Consider the following 20,513-nt stretch of genomic DNA (forward strand, 5'->3'; position numbering starts at 1 on the left):
GGATGAACCGTCGCTCTCTGATCGCCTCCGGAACCGCCGCTCTCGCCGGGGCGGCCGCCACATCCGCAACCGCATCGAGCAGCAGCAACGCGCCCGCCGCGCCTGCCGCGCTGAGCATCGCCGGGCTTGGCCTGCCCGTGATCGAGGGCGGCCGATTGAGGAACTACGTCTTCGTGGCGCTGCGCCTTCAACTGGGGCGTGGCAAGACCGTCGAGCAGATGCGGCCCAAGGAGGCGTTTTTCCGTGACGCCTTGGTCAAGGCCGCGCATCGGACGCCGTTCACCGTCGCGGGCGATTGGACACGACTGAACGAACAGTCGCTGTCCGCCGCTGTCGTGTCGGCCGCAAACACGATCTCTGGACGAGGCTCGATCACCGGCGTCGAGGTCGTGTCGCAAAGCCCGAGACGTCGCACCGGCATGCCGACCACGCGTTGAGTGCTCGTCGATCACGGTTGCGCGACCTGTAAGGCCATGACACGCTCCCCTGGCAAATCCCAAAGAACGCACTGACGCGTTCGCCGCGTGCGGGGGGACCGGAAGGCGGACAGAGGCGATAATGCCCGACCGCGCCAAGGCCTGCGCGCCTGTTTGCAAGGGCATGGAAACGCCAATGACGAACTCACTTACGCTGGTCTTCGCGGCCGGTGTGCTGGCGGTGCTGTATGGCGCCTTACAGACCGCCGTGCTGATGAAGGCGAGCACCGGCAACGACAAGATGCGAGAGATCGCCGCCGCGATCCAGGAAGGCGCGTCCGCCTATCTGAAGCGGCAATATTTGACCATCGGCATCGTCGGGATCGTGATCCTGATCGCCGCCTATTTCCTGATCGGCATTTACGCCGCCATCGGCTTCCTGATCGGATCCGTCCTGTCGGGCGCGGCCGGTTATGCCGGAATGCTGATCTCGGTGCGAGCCAATGTACGGACGGCCCAGGCGGCGTCCGAAAGCCTGTCCAAGGGGCTGAACCTGGCGTTCCGCTCGGGCGCCATCACCGGGATGTTCGTGGCGGGCGGGGCCCTGATCGGGGTGTCGGGCTACTATATCGTGCTGACCCACCATCTGGGGCTGGCCTCGACCAGCCGCGAGGTGATCGATGGGCTGGTGGCGCTTGGCTTTGGCGCCTCGCTGATCTCGATCTTCGCGCGCCTGGGCGGCGGCATCTTCACCAAGGGCGCCGACGTGGGCGGCGACATGGTGGGCAAGGTCGAGGCCGGCATTCCCGAGGACGACCCTCGCAACGCCGCGACCATCGCGGACAATGTTGGCGACAATGTCGGCGACTGCGCCGGCATGGCGGCCGACCTGTTCGAGACCTATGCGGTGACGACCGTCGCGACCATGGTGCTGGCGGCGATCTTCTTCCGGGGGCAACCCTATGTGGACGTGATGATGGTCCTGCCGCTGGCGATCTGTGCGGTGTGCATCGTCACCTCCATCGTCGGCAGCTTCTTCGTGCGGCTGGGCAAGAGCCAGAACATCATGGGGGCGCTGTATCAGGGTCTGATCGTGACCGGCGTCCTGTCCATCTTCGCGGTCTGGTGGGTGATCGACCAGATGGTGACGGGACCGATCGTGACGGCAAGCGGTCTTGAAATCCAGCCGATGGCGCTGTTCTGGTCCGGCATGGTCGGTCTGGCGGTGACGGCGGCCATCGTGGTGGTGACCGAATACTACACCGGCTCGAACTTCCGGCCCGTGCGGTCGGTGGCCAACGCCTCTGTGTCCGGGCACGGCACCAACGTCATCCAGGGACTGGCGGTGTCGCTGGAATCCACGGCGCTCCCGGCGCTGACCATCATCGTCGGCATCGTGGCCAGCTTCCAGTTGGCGGGCCTGTTCGGCATCGCCATCGCCACCACGACCATGCTGGGCGTTGCGGGGATGATCGTGGCGCTGGACGCCTTTGGACCCGTGACGGACAACGCCGGCGGCATCGCCGAGATGGCGGGCCTGCCCAGCGACGTTCGGCATTCGACGGATGCGCTGGACGCCGTGGGCAATACGACCAAGGCCGTGACCAAAGGATACGCCATCGGTTCCGCGGGCCTCGGCGCGCTGGTGCTGTTCGCGGCCTATACGTCGGACCTGCAGTATTTCTCGGCCAATCCGGCGGACTATCCCTTCTTCGCCAACATGGGGCCGATCGCCTTCGACCTGACCAACCCCTACGTCGTCGTCGGCCTGCTGTTCGGAGGGCTGTTGCCCTTCCTGTTCGGAGGCATGTCGATGATGGCAGTCGGACGTGCGGCTGAGGCCGTGGTCGCCGAGGTGCGGCGCCAGTTCCGCGAGAACCCCGGCATCATGACCTATGAGGTCAAGCCGGAATACGGGCGGGCGGTCGACATCCTGACCAAGGCGGCGATTCGCGAGATGATCGTGCCGTCGCTGTTGCCGGTTCTGTCACCGATAGTCTTGTTCGTCGCCATCCTGACGATCTCGGACAAGGCCAACGCCTTCGCCTCTTTGGGCGCCATGCTCATGGGGGTAATCGTCACCGGCCTGTTCGTCGCCATCTCAATGACCTCGGGCGGCGGCGCCTGGGACAACGCCAAGAAGGTGATCGAGGAAGGCTTCACCGACAAGAACGGCGTCGTCCACGGCAAGGGGTCGGAAGCCCACAAGGCGGCCGTGACCGGCGATACGGTCGGCGATCCCTACAAGGACACGTCTGGTCCTGCGGTGAACCCGATGATCAAGATCACCAACATCGTCGCCCTGCTTCTGCTGGCGGTGCTGGCGAGCGGCAACATCGGCTAGAGCCTGATCGGTCGAGATGGAATCGCTTCGCGATTTCATCGATGCCGTGAATCAGGCTCCAGAATCATGCTGGACCGAAATCTGGGTTCAGATGGACAGCGTCCAACTGAACCGATTTCGGTCTAGGTCGAACGGCCGCCGATACGAAAACGCCCCGGAGAGCGATCTCCGGGGCGTCTTTGTTGAGATCGGTGAGCCGCCTTAGTCGGGGCGGCGTTGGCCAGGCGTGTTTTGTTCTGTCCGGGGCAATTGGCCACGACCGACGTTGCCGAGCAGTTGTTCCAGAACCGTCAGCTCACGACCGCGCGTCGGCGTCTGGTTGCGGTTTATGGCGATCTGCTCGCCGTCCGTCAGGCCCAGGGTGCGGACCGCCGCGACCTGATCGCCCTGAGGGACGAAAGTGATCTCGGTCACCGTTCGGGTCGAGACCTTGGGCAGGTTGTAGGTGTATTTTTCGGTCGTCTGGCTGATGTAGTACCAGACCTGATCAGGCTCGAAGGTCGAGGTGGTCGAGGGCGAGCCCAGCTTGGCCAGGACCGTTTCCTTGGTGTCCGTGCCGGCGACCACGTCCTGAGGCTTGGCGTCGATAGCCTGGAAGCCGTTGGAGCCGATGGTCGGAGCACAGGCGGCGGACAGGCCAGCCAGCGAAACAGCGACGAAAAGCGGGACGAAACGGGACATGGTCGGGCGCCTGCGAGAGAACAAGGTCTTTGACCTAGACGGACCTGCGTCCTAGTTCAACGGCACGGCGGAAAAGGGGCCGTTGAAACCCATGCTCAAAAACCTGTTCAAACCCCGGCCCGGCATCGGAATCGGCGACGATCTGTACGCCAAGGCCGTCAGCCAGGCGCGTAATCCGGCCTTCTACACGCGGCTGGGGGTCGCCGACCGTATCGACGCCCGATTCGAGCTTTATACGCTTCATGTGCTGTTGCTGGTGCTGCGGCTACGCGATGAGAATACGGCCCAGGGCCAGGATGCGGGCCAGGCAGTGTTCGACGTCTATGTCTCGGCGCTGGATCACGCCCTGCGCGAGGAAGGCGTCGGCGACGTCGCCGTGGGCAAGAAGATGCGCAAGCTGGGCGAGGCCCTGTATGGCCGGATGAACGCCTATGAGCAGCCTTTGCGTGCCGGCGATGCCGCCGCCTTGGCCGAAGCTATGGCGAAGAATGTCTATGCGGATCCGCAGGCGCCTCATGCCGACACACTGGCGCGCTATGCGCTGACCACACGCGCGGCTTTGGCGGCGCAGGATTTCAACAAGGTGCTGGCGACGCCGGCCTGGGCGGAAGTTTGAGACAGATGAGCGTGACGCTCCCCTACAGCGAGACGGTGCGGATCAATCAGATCGGGGCCGGACTGAACCGGAAGCTCGAACCGGATGCGGACACGTGCAAGCGAATCGCCCGTGCCCTGGACCTGCAAGGGCTCGACGACTTCGTGGTGGATTTCGACGTTAAGCCGACCCCGTCCACCAGCGAGTGGACGTTGAAAGGCCGTATCACGGCCCATGCCGTTCAGTCCTGCGGCCTGACGCTGGAGCCTCTGCCCGTCGATGTGGATCGGCGCTTTTCAATCCAGTTGGTCCAGGCAAAGCCTCAGGAAACTGAGGAGATCGAGGTCACCCTGGACGAGGAAGACGCGGATGTGATTGAGGACGGCAAGATCGACCTCGGTCAGTACGCCGTCGAACAGCTGCTGCTGTCGCTGGAACCTTTCCCGCGCAAGCCCGGCGCGGAATTCGTGCAACCGGAGGAGCCGGGCGAGATTTCACCCTTCGCCGCCTTGAAGGCGCTTAAATCCCAGGACGATAAAGGCTGAGGTTGACGCAGGGGCCGGGTGGTTGCATCCCCCGGCTTCGGCGCTATCGTTCAGCGCATACTGCCCAGCGTCGCGCGACAAGACGACGCGGCCAAACGAGGTCCATTTGCCAGCCCCAGTTACGATCTCGCTTGACGCCATGGGCGGCGATCACGGGCCAACCGTCGTCGTTCCCGGCATCCGCAGCTACATCCGCACCCACGACGGCGAGGGCGTTCGCTTTCTGCTGCATGGCGACGAGGCCAAGATCGCCCCCGAACTGGCGCGCTGCGGCCTGACGGCGGACACCTGCGAAATCCGTCACACCGACAAGGTCGTGGCCATGGACGAAAAGCCGGCCCAGGCCATGCGGCGCGGCAAGGGCTCCAGTCTGTGGAACGCCATCGAGGCGGTTAAGACGGGTCAGGCGGGCGGCGTCGTCTCGGCCGGCAACACCGGCGCCCTGATGGCGATCTCGAAACTGATTCTGCGCATGTCCGCGCCCGGGCTGGAGCGGCCGGCCATCGTCGCCAGCTGGCCGACCTTCAAAGGGCATACGGCGGTTCTGGACGTCGGCGCTAATATCGGCAGCGACGCCGAACAACTGGTTGAGTTCGCCATCATGGGCGAGGCATTTCAGTCCGCGGTGCGCGGGATCGCGCGCCCGACAATCGGCCTGCTGAACGTCGGTTCGGAAGACATGAAGGGCAATGAACAGGTCAAGGAGGCGCACGCCATCCTGCGCGACGGCCCGTTCGACCTGAACTATCACGGCTTCGTCGAGGGCGACGACATCGCCAAGGGCACGGTGGACGTGGTCGTCACCGACGGCTTCACCGGCAATATCGCGCTGAAGACCGCTGAAGGCACGGCGCGCTATATCTCTGCCTTGTTGAAAGAGGCCCTGACCTCGAACCTGCAATCCAAGCTGGGCGCCGTGATCGCCATGCCGGCGCTGAAGAAGATGCGTCAGAAGATCGACCCCAGCACCATCAACGGCGGGCCTCTGCTGGGCCTAAATGGCATCGTCGTGAAGAGTCACGGCGGCGCAGACGCCAAGGGGTTTGGCAATGCGATCCGCATCGCTGTCGATCTGGCGCGCAGCGACTATATGAGCAAGGTGGGGGACAATCTGGGCAAGCTGGACGCTGTATTCGATCATGCCGCCAAGCCTGCCGCATCCGTGGGAGAACCCCTTCAGTGAGCGTCACCCGCAGCGCCGTGACCGGCGTCGGTTCCTATCTGCCGGAACAGATCGTCACCAACGCTGACTTGGCCAAGTTCGTCGATACGTCCGACGAATGGATCCAGGAGCGCACCGGCATCAAACAACGCCACAAGGCACGCGACGACCAGCCGACCAGCGACCTGGCGGTCGAAGCCGCCAAGAAGGCGCTGGCCGACGCCGGCAAGACGGCGACCGATGTCGATCTGATCATCGTGGCCACGACCACGCCTGACATGACCTTCCCGGCTGTCGCGGCGATCGTTCAGGCCAAGTTGGGCGCCGGCGTCGGTATCGCCTTCGACATTCAGGCCGTCTGTTCGGGCTTCGTCTACGCTTTGAGCGTCGCCGACGGTTTCGTGGCGCGCGGTCTGTCGAAATGCGCCCTGGTGATCGGGGCCGAGGAAATGACGAAGCTGATGGACTGGACCGACCGGACCACCTGCGTCCTGTTCGGCGACGGCGCCGGCGCCGTGGTGCTGGAACCGCGCGAAGGGCAGGGGACGTCCGACGACCAGGGCATGCTGGGCTTTGCGTTGCGCGCTGACGGCTCCAAGACCGATCTGCTTTATGTTGACGGCGGCCCGGCGACGACCGGGACAGTCGGCCATCTGCGTATGGCGGGCAATCAGGTCTTCCGCCACGCTGTGGTGAACATCGCCGAGGGCATCACCGCCGCCTGCGCCGCCGCGAACATCGAGATCGCGGACGTGGACTGGTTCGTGCCCCATCAGGCCAATCAGCGCATCATCAAGGGCGTCGGCGACCGGCTGGGTCTGGACGAGAACAAGGTGATCTCGACCGTGGCGACCCATGCCAACACCTCGGCCGCCTCCATTCCCCTGGCGCTGGACGCCGCGATCCAGGACGGTCGGATCAAGAAGGGCGACATGGTCCTGCTGGAAGCCATGGGAGGCGGCCTGACCTGGGGCGCCTGCGCCCTGAGGCTTTGAGGCGGCGACTTTAAATCGGCCATAGGCATTGATTTTTCGGGGCCTTTGCGGCCCTATGAATGCGAGCGGATCGCATGAGCGGGGATACGATGGCAGGCCAACAGACCGTGACGCGCGCTGACCTGTGCGAGGCTGTGCACAACGAGGTCGGCCTGTCGCGTCAGGAGTGCTCCAGCCTGGTGGAGCGCACCCTCGAACTGATCGTCGAATCGCTGGAACGCGGCGAGACGGTGAAACTATCCGGCTTTGGTGTTTTCCAGGTCCGCGAGAAACGCGCCCGCATGGGCCGCAATCCCAAGACCGGCGAACCGGCGGCGATTAATCCGCGCCGGGTCATCAGCTTCCGCGCCTCGCAGATCATGAAGAGCCGGGTTCACGACGCCGTCGTCGAGGACTGAGGCGCGTGGCCAAGAGCGCCGACGCCTTTCGCACCATTTCCGAAGCGGCCGAAGAGGTCGGCGCGCCCCAGCATGTGCTGCGCTTCTGGGAGACCAAGTTCGTCTTCGTGACGCCGGTCAAACGCGCAGGCGGGCGACGCTTCTATCGCCCTCAGGACATCGCCGTCCTCAGGGCGGTCAAGCGGCTGTTGCACGATGACGGCCTGACGATTCGCGGCGTTCAACGCCTGCACAAGGAACAGGGGCTGAAAAAGCTGATCGGGGCCGAAGCCGCCGCCCTGATCGAGGACGGCGATGTGGAGATCAGCCCTGCGTCGTCCAACGACGTTCGCCTCGAAACCTCGGATTTGCAGCAGGTTCTGGCTGATCTGGAGCAGGCGAAGGCCCGTCTGGACGCCGTTCTTTCACGGCAGGTGGAAAAGTCGTTTTAGCGTTTGCGGACGACGATCCCCCCGTCTATAGGGAGCGCCTTCGGAGCGTGGCGCAGCCTGGTAGCGCACTTGACTGGGGGTCAAGGGGTCGCAGGTTCGAATCCTGTCGCTCCGACCATCTAACCTTTTGGTTTCATGGCGGATTTTAAGGGGTCGCTCTCGGGCGGCCCCTTAGCAATTGGCCATTGGGGCACATATGGGGAGCGGCCCCTATCCGTGGTGCTGGACGGGGGCGCGGGGCGTCCGACAGCGCGTTCATGGCCGCGCACCGCTGTGCAGGCTCGATCAAAATGATTCGGACGGCGAACGTCGCGCGGGCGTCGGCGACCTCAAGGCCGGGCTCCAAGGCACGAAGCCGATGCCCAGACCACGGCCGAGCTGGCGCACGAGGTCTTCGGCGACGAAGGCATCGCTGGCGATGGGGGCCTCGACGGTGCTGTGCCGCATGGGCGACCCGTCGGAAACGGCGGCGGTGCCTGCGTTCCTGGTCATGCGGCGGGTCATAACCCAATGACCAAATTCACACGAGTGGTCGATCCCGGCACTCCGCCGTCAGGTTCGATCACTGGGATCGCTCTCGGATTGAGGGCGCTGCTGACGCCCTGCGGCATCAAAGGCATCTCCCGTGACAACGGGTGAACAACCTTCTTGGAAACGACACCTAACCGCCCATCCGACCCCAACCCTCTCGTCATCAACCCGCAAGGGCACCACCGTAGCCGGAGAGCCAAGGCGCGCGACTTGTCCCCATGTCGCGTTGCAGTTTGCTGTCAAGCGCGATATCGGCGGGTGAGGCTCTCTTTGAACAAACTGATTCCGACCCTCTGCGCCCTCGTCTGTGTCGCCGTTTTCGGGGTGATGATGACGCATGGCCTGTCGGATCTGCGCCACGAGGCGTCACACGCGGCGGTCGAGCAGGCGGAGTCGATCGGACACGATCACGCTGCTTCACACGGCCCGGCCACTGACATTGAGGTTGCCTCGGGAAATGCAGCCGAGCCCCCCGGCTCACTCCCAGCCGGTCACCATCACCATGGCGGCGGCGACACTCAGGCTGCGCTCCCCAGCCAAGCCGGCGACCTGCCCCGCCTGACCGAGGCGCGTGGTGGATCTGCTTTCCTGCGCGTCAACCAGTTGCCTGAAGGGCTGATCGGCGACGGTCCGGAACACCCTCCCAAACAGCTGCGCACGATCGCCTGATCCGTCGCGACCCTCCGGTCGCGCGCGCACTGTTTTTCGGAGACTTCCTTGAAGAAGCACATGACCGGCCCCGCCGGATCGTGGGCGCGTCTGGCCGTCGTTTCGACGCTGGCGCTCTCACTGGCGGCCGCCCCGCTTACGCCCGTCCTCGCTCAGGAGGCCGTAGCCCCTGCACGACTGACCCTGGCTGACGCCCTAGCGCGATCGGCTGCCGCTGATCCCGCGGCGCCCGCGACCGAGGCCCGGTTGAGGGCAGGGGAGGCCGGCGTCCGCCAAGCGGAGGTTCGCCCCAATCCGACTTTGGGGCTGATGGTGGAGAACCTTCCGAGCTTCGGGGGCGGCGGGATCGCCGACCGAACGGAAGCCACGCTCACCTATGAGCAGCGGCTCGAGCGCGGCGGCGACCGGCCTGCCCGCGTCTCGCTCGCCCGCGCCGAAGCCGCGGTCGTCCAGGCCGAGGCGCTGGTCCGGCGCCTCGATCGTCTGGAGATGGTCCAACGCGCCTGGGCCGAAGCGCTCGCCGCCCAGGCCGAACTCGAGATCGCGGCTGAGCGCCTCGAACTGGCCGACCGTTTCCAGTCCGAGGTCCAGCGCCGCGTCGACATGGCGCGCGACCCTCTGTTCGCCGGCGCGCGCGCCGAGGCTGAACTCGCCCAGGCCCAGATCGATTTCGATCAAGCCGGGATCAATGCGCGGTTGACCCGCGCCACCCTGTCGCGGTTCTGGACCGGCGCCGCGGACTTCACGCTGGAGTCGACCGATTTCACCGACACGAGCGCATCGCGTGCAGTGGCGGGCGATGTCGCCGAGGCGGACCTGACGATCTTCGTGGCGCAACGTGAGATCGCGGGCGCCCGGGTGCGGGTCGAACAGGCGCGGGCGACGCCCGACGCCACCGTCAGCGTCGGGGTCCGCAGCCTCTGGGACGACGGCGCCGTCGGCTTGGTCGTCGGCGGCTCCATTCCGCTCGGTCGCTACGATCGAAACGAGGGGGCGATCGACCGCGCCCGCGCTGAGGGCCTGGCCGCCGAGGGCGATCTGGCCGCGGCTCGCCAAGAGCGGGAGCGGGACATCGCCCGCCATCAGGTCCTGCTGGCGTCGCGTGCGCTGGAGGCGCGTCGGATCCAGGACGAAACCCTGCCCCTGAATGGCGTTGGAGCCGAAGATGACCTCGACCCGGTCGATGAAGAAGGGGTCGATGGTGTAGCCGTCGCGGCTGTCGTCGCGCAGCGGCGTGGACTGCGGCACCCCGTCCACCAGATACAGCGGCGAGCGCCCGCGCAGGGTCTCGCCGAAGCCCGACAGCTTCTGCCGCGTCGGCGAGAAGGAGGGCACCAGGGCCGCCACCGTATCGACGGCCGAGGCGGCCAAGGCCGTCTGCTGGGTGATGGCCTCGGCGTCGATGATCTCGACCGTGGCGGCGATCGCCGAGCGCGGGGTCTCGATCCGCGAAGCGGTGACGACGACCTCGTCCAGGATCGTGGCGTCCCGGGCCGCGGCTTCCTGGGCCTTGCGGGAACGGCGGCCAGCAGCAGCGGCAGGAGGGCGGCGGTGGCGAGGAGACGAGGGGACATGGAGCACTTCAAGGGCAGGCGAATGACAGCGGCGGTCTGACCACAGGCTCTCTTGCGAGTCAATCTCACTATCATTCTCAAATAGATCGGTGATGCGGGTGTCTGCGGGGCGCCGCGGAGTGACCGGCGCGGCGTCTCCCGGCCGGGATCGAGGGACGCCACGGCCGCAGGAACGGACGTCTCGCGGCGCGGGGTCAGATTGGCGGAGCGGGCTCGGCCCGCCGGCTTTCGAACCGGCGTCGGATCCAGGTTCGGCCGGGTTTCTCGACGAACAGATGCAGGGCGGCCGCGATCAGCGCCGTGGCGACGAACAACCCCGTCAGTTCGACCGGCGTGATGCGGAAGGCGCTGTCGACGCCGCGCAGTTCAGCAACGACGCCCTTGAAGGCAACGATGACGGGCATGTGCACGAGATAGAGGGCGAAGGACGCCTCGCCGGCGAAGACCAGGGCCGGGGCGGCGAGAGGCCCCTCGCAGTTCGCGCGCGCGAGCAGGGACCAGGTCAGAATCACGGGAGCGCAGAGGGCGACGATGATGCGGTCGTCCAGCGCCAGCTGCATCGCGCCGAGCAGGAGGAGGGTGGTGAACAGGGCCGCCGCCGCGGCGACGGGCCGGCTCCAGCGCCAGTGATGGCCCAGGGTGTAGAGCGCCATGCCGATCAGGAATTCCGGGGCGATCCGGAGGATGCCGAGCGAATCCTCGGCCCGCGGCAGGACCTTGCCGAACGCCTGGACATAAAGGGCGTCGATCACGACGAAACTTGCGGCCCCGATCGCCAGCAGCATCCAGGGGCGGCCCCGGAATCGCAAGGCCAGCCATGCGTAGGCGGGGAACAGCAGATAGGCGAACCACTCCGCCGACAGGGACCAGCTCGGCCCGCTCCAGTTGAGGTCCGCGTCCGTCGGAAACCAGGCCTGGACGAGGAACAGGGTCTGGAAGAAGGCGAGCGGCGGATAGCTGTCGGTGTCGAACCGGACCCCCGCCGCGGTCGCGCCCAGGACCATGATCAGCACCCCGGCCAGCACAGTCAGATGGAGGGGGTAGAGTCGCGCCAGGCGGGCCACGATGAAGCGCCTGTAGCTGAAGGTCCCGGCGGCGAAGGCCGGGCCGTAGACGTGGGCCAGAATGAAACCCGACAGCATGAAGAAGGCGTCCACCGCCAGCCGGCTGCGCTCGATGATCGGACTGAACCCCAGGGCCGGATCCCACTGGAGCTGGTAGTGGAACAGCACCACCCCCACCGCCAAAAAGGCCCGCAGACTGGTCAGGGCCCTCAGCTCGGCGGGATAGCCGTCGCGGGTCGGCGGCACGGACGTCATGAGCGATGCCCCCCAAGGCAGGCGGGACAGGACGGTCCGCCTAATTGGGGTTACGCACCGGATGCGGACATCCCTCATGCGGACGGCTGCGGGGGTCGGCGCCGCCGGGCCGCCGGTGCCGATATCGTCGGCGACCCGCCGAACCGTTCCGACGGGGACGTCGGGGGAGCCGTCCCGTGTCAGCGCGAGGCGCGGCCGAGAAGCTCGATCAGTTCGCTCGCCTTGGCCTTGCGGTCGGCGAGGTCGTCGCCCGTCATCGCCCCCATGACGCAGTGGTCGAGGTGGTCCTTCAGGACCTCGCTCTCGACGCGCAGCAGGGCCGCCCGCACCGCCTGGAGCTGGGTCAGGACCTCGACGCAGTACCGATCCTCCTCGACCATCCGGGCGATGCCGCGCACCTGTCCTTCGATCCGGTTCAGGCGGTTCAACACCTTGGGCTTCGTGTCCGTCTGCATCCAATTCCTCGTTCTGACCGTTCGCCTATACCCCAAGACGGTATCTTGCGCGATACCCCCATAGGGTATATTTGGCGTCCAGCCGTTTCAAGGAGCCCGCCATGTCCACGCCCGCCCATTCGCATCCGGCCGGTCACAGCTGCTGTTCGACCAAGCCGGCCGACAGCGCGGCGACGGCTGTCGATCCGGTCTGCGGCATGACGGTGGATCCGGCGACCGCGACCCACCGTGCCGCCCACGAGGGACAGGATTATTTCTTCTGTTCGGCGGGCTGCCGGACGAAATTCGTCGCCGATCCGGACCGCTACCTGGGGGACAAGCCGCAACCCGCTCCCGTCGTCCCGGGCGCGATCTACACCTGCCCGATGCATCCGGAGGTGCGCCAGGAAGGGCCCGGCTCCTGTCCGATCTGCGGCATGGCGCTGGAGCCGGAGACGGTCACCGCCGAGGCGCCGGTCAACCACGAGCTGATCGACTTCACGCGCCGCTTCTGGGTCGGCCTGGTGCTGACCGTGCCGGTGTTCGCGCTGGAGATGGGCGGTCACCTGACCGGGCTGGCGATGCGGATACCGGGCCAGACCTCGAATTGGATCCAGTTCGCCCTGGCCACGCCGGTGGTGCTGTGGGCCGGCTGGCAGTTCTTCCAGCGGGGCTGGGCTTCCCTCCGCAACCGCAGCCTCAACATGTTCACCCTGATCGCCATCGGCGTCGGCGCGGCCTGGATCTACAGCGTGGTCGCGGTCTTGGCGCCGGCTCTGTTCCCGGCGGCGGTGCGGCGGATGGATGGCAGCGCGCCGGTCTATTTCGAAGCGGCGGCCGTCATCACCGTGTTGGTTCTGGTAGGCCAGATCCTGGAGCTGCGCGCGCGCGAACAGACCTCCGGGGCGATCCGGGCGCTGCTGGATCTGACGCCCAAGACCGCGCGGCGGGTGCGCGACGACGGCGGCGACGAGGACGTCACGCTCGACCTGGTCGCCGTCGGGGACCGGCTGCGCGTCCGGCCCGGCGAGAAGGTGGCGGTCGACGGCGAGATCCTGGACGGCCGGGTGACCATCGACGAGTCGCTCGTCACCGGGGAATCCATGCCGGTGACCAAGGACGTCGGCGACAGGGTCGTCGCCGGATCGCTCAACAAGACCGGATCGTTCGTGATGCGGGCCGACAAGGTGGGCGCCGACACCCTGCTGGCCCAGATCGTCCAGATGGTGGCCCAGGCCCAGCGCAGCCGCGCGCCGATCCAGAGGCTGGCCGACAAGGTGTCGGGCTGGTTCGTCCCGGCCGTCATCGGCATCGCCGTGGTCGCCGCCGTCGTCTGGGGCCTTGTCGGTCCCGAACCGCGCCTGTCCTACGCCCTTGTCGCCGCGGTCTCGGTGCTGATCATCGCCTGTCCCTGCGCGTTGGGCCTGGCCACGCCGATCTCGATCATGGTCGGGGTGGGGCGCGGCGCCCACGCCGGGGTGCTGATCAAGAACGCCGAGGCGCTGGAGCGTTTCGAAAAAGTCGACACCCTGGTGCTCGACAAGACCGGCACCTTGACAGAGGGGCGGCCGTCGGTGACGGCCATCCGGCCCGCCGCCGGATTCGACGAGGCCGAGCTTCTGAGACTGTCCGCCAGTCTTGAGCGGGGCAGCGAACATCCGCTGGCCGACGCCGTCGTCCGCGCGGCGACGGACCGGAAACTGGTCCTGTCGGAGGCGTCGGAGTTCGACAGCCCGGTCGGACGTGGCGTCACCGGGGTGGTCGACGGCCGCCGCGTGGCGCTCGGCAACGGCCGCTACCTCAAGGAAATCGGCGTCGATGTCGCGGCGCTCGAGGCCGAGGCCGAGGCGCTTCGTCAGGACGGGGCCACCGCCATCTTCGTGGCCGTGGACGGAGCCGTGGCCGGCGTTCTGGGCATCGCCGATCCGGTCAAGGCGACGACCGCGGCGGCCATCCGCGATCTGAAGGCGGCGGGGCTGCGCCTGGTGATGATGACGGGCGACAACCGCACGACGGCCGAGGCGGTCGCGCGCCGCCTGGGCATCGACGACGTCCAGGCCGAGGTCCTGCCGCAGGACAAGGCGTCCGTGGTCCAGCGTCTGCGCGCCGAGGGCCGGGTCGTGGCCATGGCCGGCGACGGGGTGAACGACGCCCCGGCCCTGGCCGCCGCCGATGTCGGGGTCGCCCTGGGCGCCGGGTCGGACGTGGCCATCGAGAGCGCCGGCGTCACCCTGCTGGGGGGCGACCTCCAGGGCATCGTGCGGGCGCGCAAGCTGTCGAAGGCGGTGATGAGCAACATCCGCCAGAATCTCGTCTTCGCCTTCGGCTACAACACCCTCGGCATTCCGATCGCGGCGGGGCTGCTGTATCCGATCTTCGGCCTTCTCTTGTCGCCCGCCCTGGCGGCCTTGGCGATGGCCCTGTCCTCGGTCAGCGTCATCGCCAACGCGCTTCGGCTTCGGGCCGTCCGGCTCTGACCGGCGTCTGGCGCGCCTGAAGCGCGGGAAAACCAGGACCGCCGTCGGCGCCGATACGCATCCCGGCGGTCAATCCCTCGCTTTGGCCGACGGCGTTCGGGTATATTTGATCAAGGCGGAACCGTGGCTGCGGGGCCGGATTACGCTGGCGTCGATGTCCGGCGTGGACAGGCGTCGGGGCGAGCGCAAACGCCCGCCCCCGTCGCAGCGTCGCCGGCGTCTTCTCACTCTCTGGCCGCCTGGCGATCTGGCTGGCGACCGTCCCAAGCGGAGATCCCCGATGTTCAACCCGATCGTCACGCGCTCGTCCCTCCTGCTCGCCGGCTGTTCCGCGCTCGTCCTGACGGCGTGCAGCCCCGCGGCCGAGCCTCCCGCAACGTCCAAGGCCGAAGAGTCCGCGCACGCTCCGGAGCCCATGGCGATGGCGCAGACGCCGTTCTCCGCGGCCGAAACCAAGATGCACGAGGCCATGATGGCGGCGACGGGAGCCGATGCGGGCGAAACCTGGGCGCGCAAGATGATCCCGCATCACCAAGGCGCGCTCGACATGTCCCAGATCGTGCTGCGGGACACCCAGGACGCCGACATTCGCCGGATGGCCCAGAAGACCGTCGAAATGCAGACCACGGACATCGCCGAGCTGCGGCGCTGGCTCGAGACGCGGGTCGGGGCCGCCGCCGGCGCGGCCGCGCCGGGCGGGGGCGGGGAACCGCCCTTCGCGCCGGCCGAAACGAAGATGAAGGACGCCATGATGTCGGCGACCGGGGCGAACACCGACCGGATGTGGGCCAGCAAAATGATCGCTCACCACCAGGGCGCGCTCGAGATGTCCCAGGTGGCGCTGCGCGAAAGCCAGGACGCCGGCATCCGGCGCATGGCGCAGAAAACGATCGAGATGCAGACCGCCGACATCGCCGAGATGCGCGCCTGGCTCGCGGCCCACCCGGTCGGCGGGTCCTGACGCGGATCTCACGGGCGGAGCGCGTTTGACTGAAATAGGGGCAGGGACATGGAAAAGATGACGGGCATGAATCACATGCAGGCCATGAAGGGCAGCTATCGATCATTCGCGATCGAGCTCGTCCTGGATTTCATCATCATGTACCTGGTGATGTACACGATGATCGCGTCCCTCGATCATTTCTACTTCAATCTCAACAACGTCTACATGACCCTGATGATGGTCTCGCCCATGGCGATCCTGATGCTGGTGTTCATGCGCTCGATGTATCCGTCGAAACGGACCAATCTGCTGATCGGCGGGGCCGCCGCCCTGGTGTTCGCGGTCAGCTTCTGGGGCATGCGGACCCAGGCGGCGGTCGGGGATGCGGAATTCCTGCGTTCGATGATACCGCACCACTCCGGCGCCATCCTGATGTGCAACGAAGCGGAGTTGAAGGATCCCGAGGTGCTCGGTCTGTGCGAGGAGATCGTCAGCTCCCAGGAGCGGGAGATCGCCCAGATGAAGGCCCTTCTGGCGCGGCGGTAGTCCGGCGGGCGGCCGCGAGGGCCGCCGGCGCGGTCGGCTCTGCGGCAGCGTGTCGCGAGGGCGGGCCGCGCCGCTTGCGTAAAACCCTATAGATCGCGCCTCGGGAGGCGCGATCATGACTTTCAGGAGTATCCCATGAATCTGGATCGTCGAGTGCTGCTGCGCGGCGCCGTCGCCGCAGGCGGTCTTGCGGCCTTGCAGGGCTTGATGCCCGCCTGGGCCCAGACGGGGTCTCCAGGGCTGCGGGCGGACCTGCCGACCCTCACCGGCCCGAACATCGATCTGACGGTCGGCCAGACGCCCTTCACCGTGAATGGGCGCACCGCCATGGCGACGACGATCAACGGCGTGCTTCCGGCTCCGGTCCTGCGGCTGCGCGAAGGCCAGAACGTCCGCCTCGCCGTGACGAACCAGCTCGACGAGGACACCTCGATCCACTGGCACGGGATTCTGCTGCCCTTCCAGATGGACGGCGTGCCCGGCATCAGCTTTCCGGGCATCCGCCCGCGCGAGACCTTCGTCTACGAGTTCCCGGTCCGGCAGTCGGGCACCTTCTGGTACCACAGCCACTCGGGGTTGCAGGAGGCGCTGGGCCACTACGGGCCCATCGTCATCGATCCGGCCGGAGCGGATCCGGTCGCCTATGACCGCGAGCATGTGTTGGTCCTGTCGGACTGGAGCTTCATGCACCCCCACGAAATCTTCGAGAAGCTCAAGAAGAGCCCGGGCTACTTCAACCGCCAGCGCACCACCCTGGCCGGCCTGCTCGACGGCAGCGACCGGATGAGCCTGGAGGAGCGCCGGATGTGGGGCGAGATGCGGATGGATCCGCGCGACATCCTCGACGTCAACGGCTCGACCTACACCTATCTGATCAACGGCCACGGGCCGCAAGAAAACTGGACCGGCCTGTTCCGGCCCGGCGAGCGGGTGCGGCTGCGCATCATCAACGCCTCGGCCATGTCGATCTTCAACGTCCGCATCCCCGGCCTGCCCATGACGGTGGTCCAGGCCGACGGCGAGAACGTGCGTCCGGTCGAGATCGACGAGTTCCAGATCGCCGCCGCCGAGACCTATGACGTCATCGTGCGGCCGACCGAGGACCGCGCCTACACCATCGTGTCCGAAGCCATCGACCGCTCGGGCATGGGCCGCGCCACCCTGGCGCCGCGTCTGGGCATGACCGCCGAGGTTCCGCCGCTGCGCGAGGTGCCCAACCTGACCATGAAGGACATGGGCATGGGGGACATGGGCGGCATGAGCGGAATGGATCACGGGGCCATGGGAGCCCAGTCGGGCGGAGCGATGGCCGGAATGGACCACGGGGCCATGACGGGCGCGCCCGGCGCGGCCATGGCGGGCATGGATCACGGAGCCATGGCCCCACAGGCCCCCGCCGGGACGATGTCCGGAATGGACCACGGCTCTATGTCCGGCATGAACATGCGCGATCCGGAGAACGCCCCGCCCGACATGGCGGTGGGAGTGGGCGTCGACGCCATCGCGATGGCGCCGGCCAATCGCATGGGCGAGCGGCCGATCGGCTTGCAGGACGTGCCGCATCGCGTCCTCGTCTACACGGACCTGGTGTCGCTCGCGCCCAACAAGGATCAGCGTCCCCCGTCCCGGACGATGGAGATTCACCTGACCGGCAACATGGAGCGGTTCATGTGGGGCTTCGACGGCCGCAAATTCAGCGAGCTGGTCGAGCCGATCCGGTTCGAGCGGGACGAGCGGGTGCGCGTGACCCTGGTCAACGATTCCATGATGGCGCACCCGATCCACCTGCACGGCCATTTCTTCGAGCTGGTCACCGGCGGCCCGGCCGGTCATCAGCCGCTCAAGCACACCGTCAACGTTCCGCCGGGCGGCAAGGTCAGCTTCGACCTGACCGCGGACAATCCGGGCGACTGGGCCTTCCACTGTCACCTGTTGCTGCACATGCATGCCGGGATGTTCAACGTCGTCACGGTCCGTCCGATGGAAGGAGCCGCATCGTGAAGACGTCGGTCTTTATCCTTCCCCTGATCCTCGCAGCGGCTTCCGCGGCGGCGGGGACACCGGCGCTGGCGCAGAGCCACGCCGGGCATGCCATGCCCGCGCCTGTTCGCCAGGCGCTTCCGGAGGGTTGCGTCGCGCGCGGCTCCCCCACCGCGGATGCATCCCGGATAGGCATGCCCGGAGCGCCAACTTGCCCGACGGGCGCGGTGCCCGTCCGTCTGCCGGCTCCGGCGATGCCGGCGGGACACGACATGTCGACCATGGGCCAGACGCCTGCTCCGGCCGCGGCGTCCCCTCATGCCGGCCATGACATGTCGACCATGGGCCAGACCCAACCTGCTCCGGCCGCTGCGTCCCCTCACGCCGGCCATGACATGTCCACGATGCGCCAGACGCAGCCGGCTCCGGCCGCCGCGTCCCCGCATGCCGGCCACGACATGTCGACCATGGGCCAAACCCAGCCCGCTCCGGCGATGCCGGCGGGGCACGACATGTCGACGATGGGCCAGACGCAGCCGGCTCCGGCCGCCGCGTCCCCTCATGCAGGCCATGACATGTCAACCATGGGTCAGGCGCCGGCGGGCCATGACATGTCCGGAATGGCCATGCCGCCCGACGTCCCGACCAGCGCGGACAATCCGGGACGACCGCCGGAAACGCCGGCTCCGGCGGGCGCGACAAGCGGGCCGACCAACGCCGCCGACCTGCTGTTCGACCCTGCCGAAATGGCGGCTGCCCGCGCCCAACTGCGGATCGAGCACGGAGACGCCCGCACGACGGCGGTCGTCATCGACCAGCTCGAAGCGACCTTTGGCGACGACGAGGAAGGCTACGCCTGGGAAGCTCAGGGCTGGACCGGCGGCGACATCAACCGCTTCTGGTGGAAGTCGGAAGGGGAAGGCGCCTTCGACGGCGAGGTCGAGGAGGCCGAGATCCAGGCCCTCTACAGCCGGGCGTTCCGACCCTTCTTCGACTTCCAGACCGGCCTGCGCCAAACCTACCGGCCCGAAGGCGACCGGACAGATCTGGTCGTCGGCGTCCAGGGCCTGGCGCCCTACTGGTTCGAGGTCGACGCGGCGGCCTTCCTGTCCAACAAGGGCGAACTCACGGCGAGGGCGGAGGCTGAATACGATCAGCGGATCACCAACCGGTGGATCGTCCAGCCCCGGGCCGAGGTGGTGCTGTCCGCGGAGGATATCCCGGAACTCCGGATCGGGTCCGGCCTGTCGTCGCTCCAGATCGGGGCGCGGCTGCGGTACGAGTTCCGCAAGGAGTTCGCGCCCTATGTCGGCGTGGAATGGACCAAGAGCTTCGGCAATACGGCGGACTTCCTGGAAGCCGACGGCCGAAGCACCGAGGACACCCGACTGGTCGTCGGCATTCGAGCCTGGTTCTAGCGACGGCCGGCGGCGGCCGGCCTCCGTCGTTTGTCGCGCTCAAGGGCTTTGGGCTGTTTCACGGTACGAGCCGGGGCCGGAGACGGTGTCGGACACCGGGGGAGACGACAGCTGACGACGACGAAAAACGCCGCGCAGCAAGCTGCGCGGCGTTTCCTCACGTTGGTTTCGGCCCCTCAGGAGGCGGGAGGCCGTCTCCTCAGTGAACCATGAAACGGACGACGCCGTTCATCTGGTGGCCGTCGGCGCCCTTGGCGGTCCAGGCGGCGGAATAGGACCCGGGGGCCAGGGCGGGAAGCGGCGCGCTGACCGTGGTGGCCGGCGGCGCGTCGGCGGATACAGCCACATCGACGGACTGCTCTCGGGGACCCGTCAGCCTGAGCGACGTCAGGACCATCGCGTGCGGAAAGGTCGCCGAGAAGGCCGTCGGGGCGGCGGCCAGCATGGCGTTATCCGCCGGCGTCGTGACGACGCCGGTGGCCGGCGCCTGCATGGCGGCGTGATCCTGCGCTGACATGCCCGCGTGCGAGTGGCTCTGGGCCTGGGCGAGCGAGACGGGAGCCAGCGCCGCCAGAGCGGCGAGGCCGACGAGGATTGAACGGTTCATGGAAATACTCCTGATGCTTACGCGCACTATTGCTTGGGCGGCATGGTCATGCCGTCCATCTTCGACATGTCATGGCCGGCCATGGGATCGGCGGGAGGCGGCGTCGGCGCGGGCGCCGGCGCAGGCCGGGTCGGTCGGGGCGCCGAGGCCCGGGGGGGCGTAGTCGGCGCGGGCGCGGCGGCCTGCGGCTGCGGAGTCGGCTCGGGCGCGGCGACCGGCGCGGCCTCCATCGGGGCCGCCGGGGGGGCGTCCGGCGCCGTCTGGGCATCGACGGGTTGAGGCTCGGCGGCCGGCTGACAGGCGCCGAGGGCGACAGCGGCGGCGGCGAGGATCAGGTATTTCATGGTGACAAGCTCCTGAAAGGAAGGGGCGACGCTCGGGTCGATGTCCAGCGACGCATTCATACTAGATTACGCGCGCGCGCGCCGCAGCCCTCGCCGCCGGGTGT

The 20,513-nt window shown here is 67.3% G+C and carries 20 protein-coding genes, 1 tRNA gene and 2 pseudogenes; 16 read left to right on the forward strand and 7 right to left on the reverse strand.

Going from position 1 to position 20,513, the window contains the following annotated elements; genetic code table 11:
- The first annotated feature begins 2 nt into the window (after positions 1–2).
- Positions 3–437, forward strand: a complete 435-nt coding sequence (locus AC3ISA_RS14560) for a hypothetical protein (protein ID WP_489178434.1) — start codon at positions 3–5, stop codon at positions 435–437.
- A gap of 175 nt (positions 438–612) precedes the next feature.
- Positions 613–2,760, forward strand: coding sequence for a sodium-translocating pyrophosphatase (locus AC3ISA_RS14565; protein ID WP_489178435.1), 2,148 nt, complete (start codon positions 613–615; stop codon positions 2,758–2,760).
- A 201-nt stretch (positions 2,761–2,961) separates the two neighbouring features.
- On the opposite strand, the gene AC3ISA_RS14570 is transcribed toward AC3ISA_RS14565, so the two are convergent.
- Complete coding sequence (locus AC3ISA_RS14570; protein WP_372692012.1) at positions 2,962–3,441, reverse strand: outer membrane protein assembly factor BamE; 480 nt, start codon at positions 3,439–3,441, stop codon at positions 2,962–2,964.
- Between the two features lie 91 nt (positions 3,442–3,532).
- Here AC3ISA_RS14570 and AC3ISA_RS14575 point away from each other — a divergent pair, with 91 nt between their 5' ends.
- From AC3ISA_RS14575 to AC3ISA_RS14605, 7 genes are all read left to right on the forward strand, one after another.
- Positions 3,533–4,057, forward strand: coding sequence for a ubiquinol-cytochrome C chaperone family protein (locus AC3ISA_RS14575; protein WP_489180119.1), 525 nt, complete (start codon positions 3,533–3,535; stop codon positions 4,055–4,057).
- Between the two features lie 5 nt (positions 4,058–4,062).
- Positions 4,063–4,581, forward strand: coding sequence for a YceD family protein (locus tag AC3ISA_RS14580; protein WP_489178436.1), 519 nt, complete (start codon positions 4,063–4,065; stop codon positions 4,579–4,581).
- Positions 4,582–4,687: 106 nt separating this feature from the next.
- Positions 4,688–5,764 carry a phosphate acyltransferase PlsX gene (plsX, locus tag AC3ISA_RS14585; protein ID WP_489178437.1) on the forward strand — a complete coding sequence of 359 codons (1,077 nt, stop codon included), beginning with the start codon at positions 4,688–4,690 and terminating at the stop codon, positions 5,762–5,764.
- Positions 5,761–6,738 carry a beta-ketoacyl-ACP synthase III gene (locus AC3ISA_RS14590; RefSeq protein ID WP_489178438.1) on the forward strand — a complete coding sequence of 326 codons (978 nt, stop codon included), beginning with the start codon at positions 5,761–5,763 and terminating at the stop codon, positions 6,736–6,738. The genes plsX and AC3ISA_RS14590 overlap by 4 nt, the downstream gene beginning before the upstream one ends.
- An 89-nt stretch (positions 6,739–6,827) precedes the next feature.
- Positions 6,828–7,136 carry an integration host factor subunit alpha gene (locus AC3ISA_RS14595; protein WP_135196090.1) on the forward strand — a complete coding sequence of 103 codons (309 nt, stop codon included), beginning with the start codon at positions 6,828–6,830 and terminating at the stop codon, positions 7,134–7,136.
- 5 nt (positions 7,137–7,141) lie between these two features.
- A complete protein-coding gene (locus AC3ISA_RS14600; RefSeq protein ID WP_489178439.1) occupies positions 7,142–7,567 on the forward strand; it encodes a MerR family transcriptional regulator in 426 nt (141 codons plus the stop codon).
- Positions 7,568–7,608: 41 nt separating this feature from the next.
- Positions 7,609–7,685 (forward strand) — tRNA-Pro (locus tag AC3ISA_RS14605).
- A gap of 167 nt (positions 7,686–7,852) precedes the next feature.
- Here the strand turns inward: AC3ISA_RS14605 and AC3ISA_RS14610 are convergent.
- Positions 7,853–8,059, reverse strand: a complete 207-nt coding sequence (locus tag AC3ISA_RS14610; RefSeq protein WP_489178440.1) for a hypothetical protein — start codon at positions 8,057–8,059, stop codon at positions 7,853–7,855.
- A 309-nt stretch (positions 8,060–8,368) separates the two neighbouring features.
- On the opposite strand from AC3ISA_RS14610, the gene AC3ISA_RS14615 reads away from it, so the two are divergent.
- Both AC3ISA_RS14615 and AC3ISA_RS14620 read left to right on the forward strand, forming a co-directional pair.
- Positions 8,369–8,767 carry a hypothetical protein gene (locus AC3ISA_RS14615; protein WP_489178441.1) on the forward strand — a complete coding sequence of 133 codons (399 nt, stop codon included), beginning with the start codon at positions 8,369–8,371 and terminating at the stop codon, positions 8,765–8,767.
- 60 nt (positions 8,768–8,827) lie between these two features.
- A pseudogene (locus AC3ISA_RS14620) lies at positions 8,828–9,442 on the forward strand (TolC family protein); the annotation flags it as partial.
- A 531-nt stretch (positions 9,443–9,973) separates the two neighbouring features.
- Here AC3ISA_RS14620 and AC3ISA_RS14625 read toward each other — a convergent pair.
- The 3 genes and pseudogenes from AC3ISA_RS14625 to AC3ISA_RS14635 all read right to left on the reverse strand — a co-directional run.
- Positions 9,974–10,348 (reverse strand): annotated as a pseudogene (locus tag AC3ISA_RS14625) (hypothetical protein); the annotation flags it as partial.
- Positions 10,349–10,535: 187 nt separating this feature from the next.
- A complete protein-coding gene (locus AC3ISA_RS14630; protein ID WP_489178442.1) occupies positions 10,536–11,660 on the reverse strand; it encodes an acyltransferase family protein in 1,125 nt (374 codons plus the stop codon).
- A gap of 179 nt (positions 11,661–11,839) precedes the next feature.
- Complete coding sequence (locus AC3ISA_RS14635) at positions 11,840–12,115, reverse strand: metal-sensitive transcriptional regulator (RefSeq protein WP_489178443.1); 276 nt, start codon at positions 12,113–12,115, stop codon at positions 11,840–11,842.
- A 101-nt stretch (positions 12,116–12,216) separates the two neighbouring features.
- Between AC3ISA_RS14635 and AC3ISA_RS14640 the strand changes: the two genes are divergently transcribed.
- From AC3ISA_RS14640 to AC3ISA_RS14660, 5 genes are all read left to right on the forward strand, one after another.
- Positions 12,217–14,571, forward strand: a complete 2,355-nt coding sequence (locus tag AC3ISA_RS14640) for a heavy metal translocating P-type ATPase (protein WP_489178444.1) — start codon at positions 12,217–12,219, stop codon at positions 14,569–14,571.
- A 280-nt stretch (positions 14,572–14,851) separates the two neighbouring features.
- Positions 14,852–15,532, forward strand: coding sequence for a DUF305 domain-containing protein (locus AC3ISA_RS14645; RefSeq protein ID WP_489178445.1), 681 nt, complete (start codon positions 14,852–14,854; stop codon positions 15,530–15,532).
- Between the two features lie 48 nt (positions 15,533–15,580).
- Positions 15,581–16,060, forward strand: coding sequence for a DUF305 domain-containing protein (locus tag AC3ISA_RS14650; protein ID WP_489178446.1), 480 nt, complete (start codon positions 15,581–15,583; stop codon positions 16,058–16,060).
- A gap of 135 nt (positions 16,061–16,195) precedes the next feature.
- A complete protein-coding gene (locus tag AC3ISA_RS14655) occupies positions 16,196–18,061 on the forward strand; it encodes a copper resistance system multicopper oxidase (protein ID WP_489178447.1) in 1,866 nt (621 codons plus the stop codon).
- Positions 18,062–18,312: 251 nt separating this feature from the next.
- Complete coding sequence (locus AC3ISA_RS14660) at positions 18,313–19,458, forward strand: copper resistance protein B (RefSeq protein WP_489178448.1); 1,146 nt, start codon at positions 18,313–18,315, stop codon at positions 19,456–19,458.
- Positions 19,459–19,657: 199 nt separating this feature from the next.
- On the opposite strand, the gene AC3ISA_RS14665 is transcribed toward AC3ISA_RS14660, so the two are convergent.
- Complete coding sequence (locus tag AC3ISA_RS14665; RefSeq protein ID WP_489178449.1) at positions 19,658–20,065, reverse strand: copper resistance CopC family protein; 408 nt, start codon at positions 20,063–20,065, stop codon at positions 19,658–19,660.
- Between the two features lie 26 nt (positions 20,066–20,091).
- Complete coding sequence (locus AC3ISA_RS14670; protein ID WP_489178450.1) at positions 20,092–20,409, reverse strand: hypothetical protein; 318 nt, start codon at positions 20,407–20,409, stop codon at positions 20,092–20,094.
- Between the last annotated feature and the right edge of the window lie 104 nt (positions 20,410–20,513).

This window comes from Brevundimonas sp. KH_058, assembly GCF_057838505.1.

What these genes read in the sequence shown, in the direction of transcription:
- AC3ISA_RS14575 (WP_489180119.1), top strand. Translation starts at nt 3,533, where the DNA reads ATGCTCAAAAACCTGTTCAAACCCCGGCCCGGCATCGGAATCGGCGAC.
- AC3ISA_RS14610 (WP_489178440.1), bottom strand. Translation starts at nt 8,059, where the DNA reads ATGACCAGGAACGCAGGCACCGCCGCCGTTTCCGACGGGTCGCCCATG.
- AC3ISA_RS14580 (WP_489178436.1), top strand. Translation starts at nt 4,063, where the DNA reads ATGAGCGTGACGCTCCCCTACAGCGAGACGGTGCGGATCAATCAGATC.
- AC3ISA_RS14630 (WP_489178442.1), bottom strand. Translation starts at nt 11,660, where the DNA reads ATGACGTCCGTGCCGCCGACCCGCGACGGCTATCCCGCCGAGCTGAGG.
- AC3ISA_RS14650 (WP_489178446.1), top strand. Translation starts at nt 15,581, where the DNA reads ATGGAAAAGATGACGGGCATGAATCACATGCAGGCCATGAAGGGCAGC.
- AC3ISA_RS14660 (WP_489178448.1), top strand. Translation starts at nt 18,313, where the DNA reads ATGTCGACCATGGGCCAGACGCCTGCTCCGGCCGCGGCGTCCCCTCAT.
- AC3ISA_RS14655 (WP_489178447.1), top strand. Translation starts at nt 16,196, where the DNA reads ATGAATCTGGATCGTCGAGTGCTGCTGCGCGGCGCCGTCGCCGCAGGC.
- AC3ISA_RS14665 (WP_489178449.1), bottom strand. Translation starts at nt 20,065, where the DNA reads ATGAACCGTTCAATCCTCGTCGGCCTCGCCGCTCTGGCGGCGCTGGCT.
- AC3ISA_RS14595 (WP_135196090.1), top strand. Translation starts at nt 6,828, where the DNA reads ATGGCAGGCCAACAGACCGTGACGCGCGCTGACCTGTGCGAGGCTGTG.
- AC3ISA_RS14645 (WP_489178445.1), top strand. Translation starts at nt 14,852, where the DNA reads ATGTTCAACCCGATCGTCACGCGCTCGTCCCTCCTGCTCGCCGGCTGT.
- AC3ISA_RS14570 (WP_372692012.1), bottom strand. Translation starts at nt 3,441, where the DNA reads ATGTCCCGTTTCGTCCCGCTTTTCGTCGCTGTTTCGCTGGCTGGCCTG.
- AC3ISA_RS14560 (WP_489178434.1), top strand. Translation starts at nt 3, where the DNA reads ATGAACCGTCGCTCTCTGATCGCCTCCGGAACCGCCGCTCTCGCCGGG.
- AC3ISA_RS14565 (WP_489178435.1), top strand. Translation starts at nt 613, where the DNA reads ATGACGAACTCACTTACGCTGGTCTTCGCGGCCGGTGTGCTGGCGGTG.
- AC3ISA_RS14640 (WP_489178444.1), top strand. Translation starts at nt 12,217, where the DNA reads ATGTCCACGCCCGCCCATTCGCATCCGGCCGGTCACAGCTGCTGTTCG.
- AC3ISA_RS14670 (WP_489178450.1), bottom strand. Translation starts at nt 20,409, where the DNA reads ATGAAATACCTGATCCTCGCCGCCGCCGCTGTCGCCCTCGGCGCCTGT.
- AC3ISA_RS14635 (WP_489178443.1), bottom strand. Translation starts at nt 12,115, where the DNA reads ATGCAGACGGACACGAAGCCCAAGGTGTTGAACCGCCTGAACCGGATC.